Here is a 14,895-nt window from a genome sequence, read left to right as displayed (position 1 = left end):
GTGACCTTCGTCACCAGGGGGCAGCTCCAGCCCTCCCGAGCCCACCCGCGCACCGCCTTCCGCTCCCCCGAGCACTCCCGAGGGGCCTGGCGTCACATTCCCGTCTGCTCCGCGGCGTCCGGCACGCGCATCCGCGGCGTTGTCGTCGGTCGCCGACGCTCCGCGTCGACTCCCTCCTCCGCCTTGCGGCTGCTCGCACCGGACGCCGCGGAGCCCGTCCTTCGGACGGACGACGGGACTGTGACGCCAGGCCCCACCCAACGATCAAGGAAGGGTACTCCGGGAGCGGTCGGCGGTGCAGCCGGATGGGCAGGGTAGTTCTCAACCGCGCGGCCGCCGGTGCCCGTTCTGCCGGGGCGAGCCCGGCGGGAGTGAGCGGATTCATAGCGGTCGGTCTTCTCGACCCGCCCCGTCCCGTCGCCGGCCGCCCGTTCGACGGATCACGGCCGGTGCCGCCGATGCCGCCGATGCCGCCGGTGCAGCCGGTGCTGCCGGTGCAGCCGGTGCAGCCGGTGCTGCCGGTGCCGCCGGTGCGGCCCGACCCGGCTCCCTGCCGGACGGACCGCGCCGCCATGCTCCCCGTGTTACATCTTTCCCCTACTCCCCCAAAAGCCCCGGGAGTATCACTTGCCCCACTGGTTCGGCATAACGCGTATGCACTGGTCACTCGGTAAGAGGGACATAAGTCATAGGAGGTTCCCTCACTTTCGGGGAGACTCGGGGCCAAGGCGTCCCCACCGGCGCCGCTCACCTGAAAGAGTCGTATCCATGCAGGTCTGGCCTGGAGAGGCATATCCACTCGGTGCCACGTACGACGGCGCCGGCACGAACTTCGCGGTCTTCTCGGAGGCCGCGGACAGAGTAGAGCTGTGTCTGCTGCACGACGACGGCTCGGAGACGGCGATCGAGCTCCGKGAGAGCGACGCGTTCGTGCGGCACGCGTACCTGCCGGGCATCATGCCGGGGCAGCGGTACGGGTTCCGGGTGCACGGCCCGTACGCCCCGGAGCGCGGGTTGCGCTGCAATTCCGCGAAACTGCTGCTCGACCCGTACGCACGTGCGATCAGCGGTTCGATCAGCTGGGGCGAGGAGGTCTACGGCTACCACTTCGACGATCCCGACCGGCGCAACGATCTCGACTCGGCGCCGCACACGATGACGTCGGTCGTGGTCAACCCCTACTTCGACTGGGGCGACGACCGCCTGCCGCGCACCGAGTACCACCACACGGTGATCTACGAGGCCCACGTCAAGGGCCTCACCATGCGGCACCCGGGCCTGCCGGAGGAGCTGCGCGGCACCTACGCGGCCCTCGCCCACCCGGCGATCATCGAGCACCTCACCGAGCTCGGCGTCACGGCCCTGGAGCTGATGCCCGTACACCAGTTCGTGAACGATCACCGCCTGGTCGACATGGGCCTGAACAACTACTGGGGCTACAACACGATCGGTTTCTTCGCCCCGCACAACGCCTACGCGTCCTGGGGCGACCGCGGCCAGCAGGTGCTGGAGTTCAAGTCGGCGGTGAAGGCGCTGCACGAGGCCGGGATCGAGGTGATCCTCGACGTGGTCTACAACCACACCGCCGAGGGCAACCACCTGGGCCCGACCCTGTCCTTCAAGGGCCTGGACAATCCTCGCTACTACCGGCTGACGGACGACCCCCGCTACTACATGGACACGACAGGGACCGGGAACTCCCTGCTCATGCGGTCCCCGCACGTGCTCCAGCTGATCATGGACTCGCTGCGGTACTGGGTCACGGAGATGCACGTCGACGGGTTCCGCTTCGACCTGGCGGCGACGCTCGCCCGGCAGTTCCACGAGGTGGACCGGCTGTCGTCGTTCTTCGACCTGGTGCAGCAGGACCCCGTGGTCTCGCAGGTCAAGCTGATCGCCGAGCCGTGGGACGTGGGCGAGGGCGGCTACCAGGTGGGCAATTTCCCGCCGCTGTGGACCGAGTGGAACGGCAAGTACCGGGACACCGTGCGGGACCTGTGGCGGGGCGAGCAACGCACGCTCGCGGAGTTCGCCTCGCGGCTGACCGGCTCCTCCGACCTGTACCAGGACGACGGACGGCGCCCGCTGGCCTCCATCAACTTCGTGACCTGCCACGACGGCTTCACGCTGCACGACATGGTGTCGTACAACGACAAGCGCAACGAGGCCAACGGCGAGGGCAACCGGGACGGCGAGAGCCACAACCGGTCCTGGAACTGCGGCGTCGAGGGCGAGACGGACGACCCGGACGTGCTGCGGCTGCGGGCCCGGCAGATGCGCAACTTCATCGCGACGCTGATGCTGTCCCAGGGCGTGCCCATGATCAGCCACGGCGACGAGTTCGCCCGCACCCAGCGCGGCAACAACAACGCGTACTGCCAGGACAACGAACTGGCATGGGTCGAGTGGCCCGAGGAGGGAGAGGACGCCGAGGGGGGCCTGAGCAGGGAGCTGCTGGCCTTCACGCGCGCGATGGTGTGGCTGCGCCGGGACCACCCGGTCTTCCGCCGCCGGCGCTTCTTCCACGGCCGGCCCGTGGAGGGCACGCACGACGACCTGTCCGACATCGCCTGGTTCACCCCCGAGGGCCGGGAGATGACCCAGCGGGACTGGGACTCGGCACGGGCGTCGGCGCTGACGGTGTTCCTCAACGGCAACGCGATCTCGGAGCCGGGCCCGCGCGGGGAGCGCATCACCGACGACTCGTTCCTGCTGATGTTCAACGCCTCGCCCAAGCCGCTGGAGTTCCTGGTTCCGGTCAACCACGGGCGGCAGTGGCAGGTGGTGGTCGACACGGCCCGCGCGGACGGTGTGCCGCCGGGAACGGGTCCGAAGGTGCAGGCCGGGGACCGGCTGACCCTGGCCGACCGGAGCATGACGGTGCTCCAGCGGCCCGTGTAGCGGCCCCGGCGGCCCGTACGGCCGCCCTTGTCCACATCGTCCCGCGTCGCCCGGAAAGAGACACTCGTCCGGGCGACGCGCGACGCACCTGGCGCGGGCGATGACACGAACGGCGGCGGGGCGGGTACGTAGGTCTGCATGACACCTGAGCGACCTGACCCGGTGGTGCCCACGGCCACGTACCGGCTGCAGCTGCAGCCAGAGTTCCCGTTCGGGGCCGCGGCGGCCATCGTGCCGTACCTGGCCTCGCTCGGCGTCTCGCACCTGCATCTGTCCCCCGTCCTGGAGGCCGTGCCGGGCTCGATGCACGGCTACGACGTCGTCGACCACGCGCGCGTGCGCGAGGAACTGGGCGGCGAGGAGGGACTGCGGGCGCTGGCGCGCACGGCGCGCGAGCACGGGCTCGGCCTGGTGGTGGACATCGTCCCGAACCACATGGCCATGGCCCCGCGCCACAACCGCGCCCTGTGGGAGGTGCTCCGCGAGGGACCGAAGTCGCCGTACGCGCGCTGGTTCGACATCGACTGGGAGGCCCAGGACGGCCAGGTGCTGCTGCCGGTGCTCGGCGGGCCGCTGGGAGAGGTGCTCGGGGAGCTGCGCGTCGACGGTGCCGTCCTGCGCTACTACGACCACGTGTTCCCGCTGCGCGAGGGCACCGAGGACCTGCCGCTGCCGCACCTGCTGGACGCGCAGTGGTACCGCCCGGTGTGGTGGCGGCTGGCCCGGACCGAGCTCAACTACCGGCGCTTCTTCAGCATCTCGGAGCTCATCGGGGTGCGGGTGGAGGACCCCGAGGTGTTCGAGGCCACCCACGACAAGATCCTCCAGATGCTCCACGAGGGCGTGATCGACGGGCTGCGCGTCGACCACCCCGACGGGCTCGCCGACCCCGACGGCTACCTCACCCGGCTGCACGAGGCGACGGGTGGCCGGTGGACGGTCGTGGAGAAGATCCTGGCCGACGGTGAGCAGCTGCCGGCCGCCTGGCCCGTCGCGGGCACCACCGGCTACGACGCCCTGCGGCACGTGGACGGGCTCTTCACGGACCCGGCCGGGTTCGGGGACCTCCTGGGGCAGTACCGGCGGTCCGCGGCCCCCCAGACGGACCGGGGCGGGCAGTGGGAGGCGACGGTGCGGCGGGCGGCGTACAAGGTCCTCACGCACGAGCTGGCCACCGAGACCGACCGGCTGGTACGGGTGGCGGCCCGGCTGTGCGCCACCTCGCCGGAGCCGGCGCTGCGCGACCGCGCGCCCTGGGCGCTGCGCACCGCGCTCCAGGAGCTGCTGGTCCGGATGGACGTCTACCGGCCGTACGAGTCCGTCGACGCGGCGTCCGTGGTCACCGAGGAGGCCGCCGCCGAGGCCCGGCTCGCCTTCACCGTGCCCGAGGAAGCCGGTGCGGTGGACGTCGTACGGGACCTCGTGCTCGGGCGCTACGGCGACGGGCCCGCGCAGGTGGAGTTCCGGACGCGGTTCGCTCAGACCTCGTCGGCGCTGCGGGCGAAGTCCGTGGAGGACACGGCGTTCTACCGGTACGTGCCGCTGCTGTCGGCGACCGAGGTGGGCGGGAATCCGGGCCGTCCCGCCCTGTCACCGGAGGAGTTCCACGCGTACTGCGCGCGCGTGCAGCGCGACTGGCCGGTGACCGGGACGGTCGCCTCGACACACGACACCAAGCGCAGTGCCGACGTCCGGGCGGCGCTGCACGTGCTCACCGAGTGCCCGGACCGCTGGGCGGACGTCCTCGCCGAGGTGACCCGCACCGGCGAGGGCGTGCCGGACGCGCAACTGGCCTGGGCGGCCTGGCAGACGGTGTTCGGGCTGGGCCCGGCGTCCGGGTCGCTGGAACGGGTGCAGGGGGCGCTGCTGAAGCACGTGCGCGAGGCGGGCCTGTACACCAGCTGGACCGAGCAGGAGCCGCCGTACGAGGAGGCGGTGGCGCGGTTCGTGGCGGCCGGGCCGTGCGGGGCGCCGAGTGAGCGGGTCGCCGCGTTCCGGGACTCTCTCGAGCCGCACATCCGGGCGAACGTGCTGGGCACGGCCCTGGTCCAGCTCACGATGCCGGGCGTGCCGGACGTCTACCAGGGCACGGAGGCCGAGTACCGGGCGCTGGTCGACCCCGACAACCGGCGGGCGGTGAGCTTCCCGCCCGAGGAGTCCGGCGTGACGTCCGAAGAGAAGGTGGCGGTGACGCGGGCGGCGCTGGGGCTGCGGGCGCGCCGCCCCGACGCCTTCGGCGACACGGCGACGTACATGCCGCTGCCCGCCGAGGGCTCGGCGGCCCAGCACTGCCTGGCTTTCGTCCGCTCCGGCGAGTCACTGACAGCCGTCACCCGCCTGTCCCTCCGGCTGGAGGAGGCGGGCGGCTGGCAGGACACCCGACTGCCGCTGCCGCCGGGCCGCTGGGCGGATGTCCTGGAACCGGGGCGGGAGTTCACGGGGCACGCACGCGTGGAGGAGTTGTTCACCCGGCTGCCGGTGGCGCTGCTGGAGCGGGTGGGCGACTGAGGCGGGGCTGATGTGCTGAGGCGGGGCTGCTGTGCGGCGGGGCAGGCGAGCGGGCGGAGCGGCACAGCACGGCAGCCCGGCATGGCCGCCGTCGCGAAGGGCATGGTGCACGGGCAGGGCGGCATGGTGAAGGTCGTCACCGAGGCCGGCGGCGGACGGGTGCTGGGCGTGCACCTGGTGGGCCCGCACGTGTCGGAGATGATCGCCGAGAGCCAGCTGATCGTCGGCTGGGACGCGGAGCCGTCCGACGTGGCCCGGCACGTCCACCCGCACCCGACCCTGTCGGAGGCGGTCGGCGAGGTGTTCCTGACCCTGGCCGGACGCGGGCTGCACCAGCAGTGACACCGCGCCGGTGACGCCACGCCGCCGTCGGTGGCGGCACACCGCCCAGGGCGCCGTGCCGCGCACCGGCCGGCAATGCTTCCGGGCGCCCCCTGGAGCCTCCCGGGTCGCGCCCTTGACACCGCACCATGGCCGTGGGCTACTGCGATTGCGAACTCGGGCGGATGTGACGGGGGTGAGTGTCCTGCCGGAGCTGCGCTACCCGACGGTGGCCGAACAGGTCTGTGCTGCCCGGGCGTTGACCGCTCACCGCCCCGGGGTGTGCACCCTGCGGCAGGTGGGTCTCTCGCGCGCGGGCAGACCTTTGCACCTGCTGTCGGTGGGCCGCGCCCGCCGCACCGTGCTGGTGGTCGCCGGCGCCCACGCCAACGAGCCGACCGGCTCCTGCACGCTGCTCGCGCTAGCCCGGCGGGTGCTGGAGGAGCGGGAGTTGCGCGACGGCATCTCCTGGCACTTCCTGCTGTGCGCGGACCCCGACGGGGCGAGCCTGCATGTGACGCCGGCGCCGCGCAGCCTGTTCGACTACCACCTCGGCTTCTTCCGCCCCGCCGGCCCGGAGCAGCCGGAGTGGGCGCCGTCCGTGCTGCCGCCCGACCGGCTGCCGCCCGAGACCCGGGCCCTGACCGGCGTCATCGACGAGCTGCGCCCCTACCTCCAGGTGACCCTGCACGGCACGGACCTGGGCGGCAGCTGGGTGCAGCTGACGAAGGACGTGCCCGGGCTGGCCGAGCCGTTCGCCAAGTCCGCGGCCGAGCTGCACATCCCGGTGGAGACCGGCGCCTCGGACGCCGCGGGCTGGCCCGCGTCCGGGCCGGGGGTGCACGTCATGCCCGCGCCGGAGGCAGGACCCGCGTATCCGAGCCTGCCGGACGACGCGCGGCACAGCACCTGGTACCACGCCCATCGGTACGGCGGTCTGACCGCAGTGGTCGAGGTGCCGATGTGGGCGAGCGACCTGGTGGACGACCCGGCTCCGCATCCGGCTCCGGCGGCGGCGATCGGGCGGCTCGCACGCCGGCTGCAACGGGACGCGCTGGAGGTGACCCGGGTGCTCGACGCCGCGCTGCCCCGGCTCGCGGACCTGGACGGGCCGTTGCTGCGGGCCGCGCGGTGGGGGCTGGAGCTGGTGCCGGGGCTGGCCGACGACCTGGTGCGCACCCCGCCCGCCGACCGCACCAGGGCGTACGTCGGGAGTGTGGACGCGTTCGCGCGCCGCGTGCCGCTGCGGGCGGCGGCCATGCTGCGGCGGGTGCTGCGCGGGACCGACGACCGGGCGGCCGAGCAGCTGGAGGAGCTCGTGGCGACCTGGAGCGACGCCTTCGCGGAACGTTTCCGCGCCCGCTGGGTGCCGTTGGAGCACCAGGTCGAGCACCAGTCCCGCACGGTGGTCGCCGCGGCGCTGCACGCGCGCGAGGGGGCGTCGTAGACGCCTGCGGCGTCACGGGTCCCTGGTAGCCGGACTGAGCCGACGACCGGGCCGAACCGACGGCCGGGTGAGCCGACGACCGGGTGAGCCGACGACCGGGCCGAACCGACGGCCGGGTGAGCTGACGGCCGGGGCGAACACTTCAAGCTCCGGCCCCGCCGTCACTCCCGCTGCATCGGCACCGCCGCCCCCGACTCCCACCCCGGCTCGCCCGAGCGGGAGCCCGCGCGCGTGTGCCGCACGGCCAGTTGGAAGGCGGAGAGCACGACGCGCGCCTGGTACTCCGCCTGGCGTGCCACCGGGATCCAGCGCGCCCCGCAGCCGTCGCGGTAGTCGGCGCACCACTGGTCGATCAGCCCGTCCAGCTCCGGCAGCGCCCCGGCCGGGTCGTGTCCGGAGGCCCGCACGAGCTGGTGCAGGAGACCGGCGGTGCGCAGGGCCAGCCGTCGCCCGGAGATGCGCAGGGCGGCGAGGTGGGCGGTGCTCAGCGGCGGAAGGGGATGGGCCGCGCCGTCGCCGGTGTCGGGGTCCCAGGCGTCGGCGAGACCGGGGCAGATCAGTAAATAGTCGTCGACCGGGGCGAGCAGCCGCGCCGCGTCGGGCACGGCGGCGAGGTGCGGCCGGATGCGGGCCAGGAGGTGCCGCAGGAGCCCCGTGTCGTGGCGCAGGGTGCGGCTCACGGCCCGCAGCACTCCGTCCCGGTCAGCGGGCGGGGAGCCGTCCGACACGGCCGCCACGCCCCACATGGGCGCCTCCACGACCGCGGTGAGGGTGCCGTGCCGGTGCGGATGGAACCACGTCGACTCGACGGCGGCCTCCGTTATGGCCGCGGCCAGGTCGGCCCGGCGCGGCGGCGGTATCCGGTAGACGGCCGGCCCGAGACCGGGCCAGTACAGGGCGTCGTAGGCGCCGAGCTCGCGGGGGATGCCGAGCCGGGCCGCGGTGTGCGCGAGGCGCTGGGCGAGCTGGGGCAGGTCGTCGGTGAGCTCGACGAAACCGCCGCCGACGTCGACGCCGTGCAGGGAGCACTGGAGGAACGGCCGCAGTTCGTCCTGGACGTCGAGCAGGGCGCGGGTCTCCGGCAGGGCCGCGCCGGCCGCGCCGTCGGGCAGCCATTCGGGCTGTTCCAGGAAGCCGGGCCGGAAGAAGTTCCGGAAGTACCGGCCGAGGGCGTAAGGGCCGGTCAGCCAGCCCTCGTTGCGGCGCAGGCCGTCCGGGTCGAGGCACAGCAGCAGGTTCCAGGTGGCGTCGGCGCCCTCGGTGAGCCGCGGGTCGGCCAGCGCCCGCTCGGCCAGGCGCAGCACGGTGGCGCCGCCCACGGGTTCGTTGGCGTGGGGGCCGGCGACGACGAGGGCCTGGCGGCTGCCGCGGCCGACGGAGAGCAGCCACATGGGCGTGCCCGCGCGGGACGTGCCGATCCTGCGCAGCCGGGCCTCTCTCGGGTGGCGGGCGACGAGGGCGGCGGCCCGGGCGCCCAGTTCGTCGACGGTCGGGTAGCGCAGGAGGGGCGGCAGGGCACACCTCCCCAATGCGGTGCCGTCGCTTCACCAGCTGTACATGGCGTACGCACAGTCAGTCACGACTTCGGGGGTACGTCAACACCGCGGAGAGCAACGGGTTTTGAGCCACTCCCCACGGATCGACAGCTGGTAAATCCAAGGCCAGAGCTAAGGCATGGCTCGGTTTCCGGTCAGCCGGCCGCGTTCCGATGCACGGTCGGTCTTCCCGGTCAGTCGGCCGACAGCCGGAACGTCATCCGCCCGAAGCCCACCTGGTCGCCCTCGCGGACGACGGCCGCGCCGACCACGCGCCGCCCGTTCACCGTCGTGCCGTTGGTGGAGCCGAGGTCGCGCAGGACCCACATGCCGCCCTGGTGGCGGAGTTCGGCGTGGACGCGGGAGACCGTCTCGTGATTGAGGCGCAGTCCGCTGGCGGGGTCGCGGCCTATGCGCAGCGGATGGCCGTGCGCCGGGTGGGGCAGCAGCAGCTTGGGCAGTTTCTCGGCCTGCCAGGCTCTGCGCAGCCGTACGGTGAACCCGGAAACCGCCTCGACGGTGCCGAACACCACGCGGGAGAACCGGCTCTCCGTGGGCAGGTCGGCGGTGAGCACGGCGAGCTCGTCCGCGCGGCGGGCGGAGAGCGCCAGTTCCATGCGGCGGATGAACGTGTCATGGGAGAGGCGGCCCATGGCGACGCCGTCACGGAGCACCTTCAGCGCCCTGTCGCGCTCCACGTCGGACAGCCGCGCGGGGTACGTGTTGAACTCGAAGGACGACGTCACGATCGTGATTGTCGGGCAGCGCGGCCGGGCTGTCCAGAAAACGGGAAAACGGCCGCCACGCGCCCGCATCCTCCGGGACCCGCCGCAAATGGGTGGATGCACCAGCGGATTGATCGCGTTTTGGCGCACCATGGACGGGCTACATCACCGTGAGCAGACGAAGGGGAACCGTCCGTGCAGTTCGAGGTGTGGGCACCGCAGGCAGGCCGTGTGACGCTCCAGTGCGACGACGTCACGCGCGCGTTGGAGCGCGATCCGGAACGGGCGGGATGGTGGCGGGGCGAGGCGGACGCACGCGACGGGTCCCGGTACGGCTTCGCGCTGGACGACGGTCCCGTACGGCCCGATCCGCGCTCGCGCCGGCAGCCGGACGGCCCGGACGGGCTGAGCGCGGTCGTCGACCACGAGCGGTACGAGTGGCTCGCCCAGTGGCAGGGGCGGCCCCTGCCCGGCGCGGTGCTGTACGAGCTGCACGTCGGGACGTACACCCGCGAGGGCACCCTGGACGCGGCCGCCGAGCGGCTCGGCCATCTCGCCGAACTGGGCGTCACGCACGTGCAGCTGATGCCGCTGTGCCCCTTCCCGGGCACGCACGGCTGGGGGTACGAGGGCGTCTCGCTGTGGGCCGTGCACGAGCCGTACGGCGGGCCCGAGGCGCTGAAACGCTTCGTCGACCGGGCTCACGAACTCGGCCTGGGCGTGGTGCTCGACGTCGTGCACAACCACTTCGGCCCGTCCGGGAACTACCTGCCTCTCTTCGGCCCGTACCTCACGGACCGGCATCACACGCCCTGGGGCACCGCGGTGAACCTGGACGCGCCCGGCTCGGACGAGGTGCGCGCCTTCCTCATCGGCAGCGCGCTGGCGTGGCTGCGCGACTACCGGATCGACGGGCTGCGCCTGGACGCCGTGCACGCGCTGGTGGACACGCGCGCGCTCCACTTCCTGGAGGAGCTGTCGACGGCCGTGGACGCCCTGGCCGCCGAGGTGGACCGGCCGCTGTTCCTGATCGCCGAGTCGGATCTGAACGACCCGCGGCTCATCACCTCCCGGGACGAGGGCGGCCTCGGGCTGCACGCGCAGTGGAACGACGACTTCCACCACGCCCTGCACACCACGCTGACCGGCGAGTCGCAGGGCTACTACGCCGACTTCGCGCGCGCTCCCCTCGCCGGGCTCGCCAAGACCCTCACCGGCGGCTACTTCCACGACGGGACGTACTCCAGCTTCCGGGAGCGGCACCACGGGCGCCCTCTGGACCGTACGCGGGTGGCCGGGCACCGGCTGCTCGGCTACAGCCAGACCCACGACCAGGTGGGCAACCGTGCCCAGGGGGACCGCCTTTCCGCCCTGGTCTCCCCCGGGCTGCTGGCCTGTGCGGCCACGCTGACCCTGACGGCCCCCTTCACACCGATGCTCTTCATGGGCGAGGAGTGGGCGGCGGGCACGCCCTGGCAGTTCTTCACCGACCACACCGACCCCGAGCTGGCGGACGCGGTACGGCGGGGCAGGCGGCGGGAGTTCGCCGCGCACGGCTGGAAGGAGGAGGACGTTCCCGACCCGCAGGACCCGGCGACCCGGGACCGCTCCTGCCTCGACTGGTCCGAGCCGGAACGCGAGCCCCACGCGCGCGTACTGGCCTGGTACCGGCGGCTCCTCGCCCTGCGCCACGAGCAGCCCGACCTGACCGATCCCGACCTCGCCGACACCAAGGTCGCCTACGACGAGGAGCGCCGCTGGATCGCCTTCCGGCGCGGGGACGTCCTGGTGGCGGTGAACCTGGCGCCGGAACCGGCCGCGCTGTCGCTCGGCGTCCCGCACGCGCGCGTGCTGGCCGCGTGGGAGCCGGTGGAGACACCCGGGGCAGACGGGGTGGTGCACGTGCCCGGGGAGTCGGGTGTGGTGCTGTTGCAAGAGTGAGGTCTGTTGCAGGGGTCTGTTGCAGGAGTGAGCTGTTGGGAGTGAGGTCCTGTTGCAGGAGTGAGGTCCCTTGCGACGCCTGAGACGCCCGGCTGCCGCCCGGTCGCTAGAGGGCGTCGTCCGTGCCCCGCAGGTCCGTCACCCGTTCCAGCAGGATCGGCTCCCAGGCCCGGCGCAACTGCGTGCGCAGCAGGGTGAGCCGGCCCGCGTCCCGGCTCGTGAGGGCCCCGGCGAGGTGGACGACCGTGTCGCAGCGGGCGAGCCACAGGCCGCGCAGGCAGGGGCGGGCGCCGTAGCCGGCGAGGGTGGCGGCGCGTACGGCGGCGGGTGAGCCGACGGCGAGCGCGAGGCCCGCGATGTCCTCGGCCGGGTCGCCGACGACCGCGTCGGCCCAGCCGAGGACGCCGCGCACCCGCCCGTCGGCGCTGACCACGAGATGGCCGCCCGTGAGGGCGTGGTGGGTGAGGACCGCCGAGCCGGACTGGGCGGCGAGCTGGGCCGCGGCGGGCGCCGTGAGCTGGTTCAGGCGGACGGCGTCGAACTCGTCGGCCTCGGCGAGGCGTTCGGCGGCCCGTACGGCGGCCCGGCGCAGCGCCTCCAGGGAGCGCGGCGCGGCACGCGGCACGCCGAGGGTCTCGGCCTGCCGGACCGGGACCTCGCGCAGCCCCGTGAGCAGCCCGGCGAGGTCGGCCTCGCCCACGGCGGACACGTCGTGCGCCTCTCCCGAGCCGCCGGGCACCTTCGTGTCCAGCGTGTAGGTCAGCCCGGGCGCCCACTCGCCGTGCGCCACGCTGACCGGCACCGCCACCGGGACGTGCGGGCGGACGAGGTCGCGCAGGCGCAGTTCGCGGCGCTGGCGCACGGTGGCCTCGCGGTCGGGGGCGAGGCGCAGCACATGACGCGTACCGACCCACCAGGTGGCCGGGCCGGCGCCCTCGGTGGCGGGCCGGACGTCGGGACCGGCGGCGGAGCCCCTTGCCTGCCCGGCTTCCCTGACGCCCTTGCCGTCCTTGCCCTGCTTGATGTCATTGCCCGGCCTGATGTCCTTGCCGTCGTTGCCGTCCTGGCCGTCCTTGAGCAGGGAACGGACCAGTCGGCGGACGGTGTCCGCGGTGGGTGTCGGTGCCTGGGTCATGGTCGCGCCGTTGCCGTTCGGGAGGCGTGTCGGGGACATCGGTGGCGTCACTCCACTATGACCAGCTCGCGGGAGGTGGTGTTCAGACGCCGTCCGCCGTCCTCGGTGACGGTCACGATGTCCTCGATGCGCACGCCGAACCGGCCGGGCAGATAGATGCCGGGTTCCACGGAGAAGCACATGCCGGGCACGAGGGGCCGCTCCTCGCCCTCGATCATGTACGGCGGCTCGTGGGTGGTGACGCCGATGCCGTGTCCGGTGCGGTGGATGAAGTACTCGCCGTAGCCGGCGTCGGCGATGACCGCGCGGGCGGCCCGGTCGACGTCCTGGCAGGCGGCGCCCGGCCGCACGGCCCGGAACCCCGCCTCCTGGGCCTCGCGCACGATGTCGTGCACGCGGCGCTCCTCGTCGGTGGGTTCGCCGACGTGGACCGTGCGGGAGGTGTCGGAGCCGTAGCCGTCCTTCAGACCTCCGAAGTCGAGGACGACCATGTCGCCGCGTTCGATGACGCGGTCGCCGGCCTCGTGGTGCGGGTTGGCGCCGTTCGGTCCTGAGGCGACGATGGTGAAGTCGACCTGCTCGTGCCCGTACCGGCGCAGCAGCCGGTCGAGGTCGGCGGCCACCTCCGCTTCCCGGCGGCCGGCGAAGGGGACGTTCCGGATCTCCTCGAACGTCGCGTCCGCGGCGGCTCCCGCGGCCGACATGAGCTCCAGCTCCGCCGCGTCCTTGACGGCACGCAGCATAGGCAGGGCGTCGGTGAGCGAGGTGTAGGAGCTGCCGGGCACGGCCTGCTGCAACGCCAGCAGGTGCAGCGCCCACGCGTTGTCGCTGATGCCGAACCGGCCCGAGGCGTCGAGCAGGGCGGCGGTGGCGGCGTAGGGGTCCTTGCCGTCGGTCCAGTCGCGCAGGGTCAGGGCGGGCGCGCCGGCCGCCTTCTGCGCGTCCGGGGCCTCCAGGGCGGGGACGACGAGGACGGGGTCCTGTCCGGCGGCAAGGACCAGCAGGGTGAGCCGTTCGGTGACCGCCGGGGGCGTGTAGCCGGTGAGCCACACCAGGTCCGGCCCCGGGGCCACCAGCAGGCCCGCGAGGCCGGCCTCGGCGGCCGTCCGAGCGGCGCGCTCCATACGGGCCCTGTAGTCGTCGGCGGTGAAGGACGCCGCCGTGCTTCCGGTCATCCGGGCCTCCCAGGGACGGACGAAGGGGCTACGGGCAGCATCCTGCCCGGCCGGAGGGGGCGACGCGAGCCGTCTGTGGACTTCGCCCGAACATCGTCACTAAGGGCAGAGGATTGCTCAGGCGTTAGATTAATGCCTAGATACTCGACATCCATTAGCCGTTCGATCGAGGGACGCACCCCGCCGCGGCCTCGTTCGCTTCCGGGTGGTCACGTGACGACGGCCGGTACGACCGTCAGCTGCCGGTAGCCGCCGCTGCGGTGCCGCACCGTCAGTTTCACCTCGGTGCCGGGGCGGGCGCGTGCGACGGCCCGGGCCAGGTCGGCGGCCGTGTCGATGCGGGTCCTGCCGAAGACGAGGACCAGGTCGCCGCGCACCAGGCCCGCCTCCTGAGCCGGCCCCGGGACGTGGAGCCCGACGACCAGGGCCCCCGGCTTCCCGGCGTCCATGACCTGCACGCCGAGGGTCACGGCGGCGGGCGCGGACGCGGCGGCGGACGGCGAGGGACTGGGCGGCGAGGGAGTGTGGCGCCCTCGCGGATCGATGACCCCGCCCTTGCCGATCACCGTGGCGCCCATCGCCCCGAGGCTGATTCCGGACAGGACCAGCACCGCGCCGATGAACCCGCCGAACAGCACGTTGAGAAGCCGCCTCCCGCGGCGCCGGGCGGCGCGCGGGCGGGGCCGTGCGGGGCCGGACCCCGTCGCCGACGCCGCCCCGTCGGGCTCCTGACCCGGCATCGGCTTGGGTCGCAGCGCGGTCTGTTCCATGGCTCGCCTCCGGATGGTGCGGATCGCCCCCGTCGGATGCGGAACGATCACGGCTGGTGCTCTACCCGGCGCTCCGGCGTGCGATGAGCCACGAACGAGTGAGACTGATCCGGCGCCGGTGGAGGCCGTGCGTGCCGCCGGACAGGCGGGAACGACGGCACGGCCCGCACCGCGCCCGGCGTACCGGGTGCGGTGCGAGCCGTGGTCGCGGGGCCGGTCAGCCCGTGTGGCCCTCCCCGTGGCCGCCGTGGGCACCGCCGTGGTCGAACTTCAGCAGATCATTGGTGGCCTTGGTGATGCTGCCCGCCCACCGCGCCGACGAGGGCCCGGTCAACTCCCGCTTACGAGCAGCCCACGCGGTGGCATCGTGAGCCAGACCCTGCCGCGAGATCCCGCGCCGCAAGCCCACCGAGAAACACACCGACCTCATGCAAAAC

Annotated in this window: 9 protein-coding genes and 2 pseudogenes; 5 read left to right on the top strand and 6 right to left on the bottom strand. The window is 73.3% G+C overall.

The window, feature by feature from the left end:
* Positions 1–768 precede the first annotated feature (768 nt).
* The 4 genes and pseudogenes from glgX (at position 769) to CA983_RS28400 (ending at position 7,177) form a co-directional block, all read left to right on the top strand.
* Complete coding sequence (gene glgX, locus CA983_RS28415; RefSeq protein WP_086603684.1) at positions 769–2,901, top strand: glycogen debranching protein GlgX; 2,133 nt, start codon at positions 769–771, stop codon at positions 2,899–2,901.
* 138 nt (positions 2,902–3,039) lie between these two features.
* The gene (gene treY / locus CA983_RS28410; RefSeq protein ID WP_086603683.1) at positions 3,040–5,409 is read left to right on the top strand and encodes a malto-oligosyltrehalose synthase; all 2,370 of its coding nucleotides are present in this window, start codon (positions 3,040–3,042) and stop codon (positions 5,407–5,409) included.
* 84 nt (positions 5,410–5,493) lie between these two features.
* A pseudogene (locus CA983_RS28405) lies at positions 5,494–5,751 on the top strand (dihydrolipoyl dehydrogenase); the annotation flags it as partial.
* 175 nt (positions 5,752–5,926) lie between these two features.
* Positions 5,927–7,177 carry a M14 family zinc carboxypeptidase gene (locus CA983_RS28400; RefSeq protein ID WP_086603682.1) on the top strand — a complete coding sequence of 417 codons (1,251 nt, stop codon included), beginning with the start codon at positions 5,927–5,929 and terminating at the stop codon, positions 7,175–7,177.
* A gap of 161 nt (positions 7,178–7,338) precedes the next feature.
* Here the strand turns inward: CA983_RS28400 and CA983_RS28395 are convergent, their stop codons facing one another.
* Entirely contained in the window at positions 7,339–8,706 is a 1,368-nt protein-coding gene (locus tag CA983_RS28395; protein ID WP_086603681.1) for a M14 family zinc carboxypeptidase, read from the bottom strand.
* A gap of 200 nt (positions 8,707–8,906) precedes the next feature.
* Positions 8,907–9,458 (bottom strand): DUF1707 and FHA domain-containing protein, encoded by a 552-nt coding sequence (locus tag CA983_RS28390; protein WP_086603680.1) that lies wholly within the window; start codon positions 9,456–9,458, stop codon positions 8,907–8,909.
* Positions 9,459–9,632: 174 nt separating this feature from the next.
* On the opposite strand from CA983_RS28390, the gene treZ reads away from it, so the two are divergent.
* Complete coding sequence (gene treZ / locus CA983_RS28385) at positions 9,633–11,378, top strand: malto-oligosyltrehalose trehalohydrolase (protein ID WP_086603679.1); 1,746 nt, start codon at positions 9,633–9,635, stop codon at positions 11,376–11,378.
* 106 nt (positions 11,379–11,484) lie between these two features.
* Here the strand turns inward: treZ and CA983_RS28380 are convergent, their stop codons facing one another.
* The 4 genes and pseudogenes from CA983_RS28380 to CA983_RS47265 all read right to left on the bottom strand — a co-directional run.
* Entirely contained in the window at positions 11,485–12,513 is a 1,029-nt protein-coding gene (locus tag CA983_RS28380) for an aminoglycoside phosphotransferase family protein (RefSeq protein ID WP_086603685.1), read from the bottom strand.
* Between the two features lie 47 nt (positions 12,514–12,560).
* Positions 12,561–13,688, bottom strand: coding sequence for an aminopeptidase P family protein (locus CA983_RS28375; RefSeq protein ID WP_086603678.1), 1,128 nt, complete (start codon positions 13,686–13,688; stop codon positions 12,561–12,563).
* A gap of 209 nt (positions 13,689–13,897) precedes the next feature.
* Complete coding sequence (locus CA983_RS28370) at positions 13,898–14,458, bottom strand: PDZ domain-containing protein (RefSeq protein WP_086603677.1); 561 nt, start codon at positions 14,456–14,458, stop codon at positions 13,898–13,900.
* Between the two features lie 277 nt (positions 14,459–14,735).
* A pseudogene (locus CA983_RS47265) lies at positions 14,736–14,895 on the bottom strand (IS200/IS605 family accessory protein TnpB-related protein); the annotation flags it as partial.

The organism is Streptomyces swartbergensis (assembly GCF_002148965.1).
Classification (GTDB): Bacteria; Actinomycetota; Actinomycetes; order Streptomycetales; family Streptomycetaceae; genus Streptomyces; species Streptomyces swartbergensis.
This window is presented reverse-complemented; position numbering and strand designations above follow the sequence as displayed.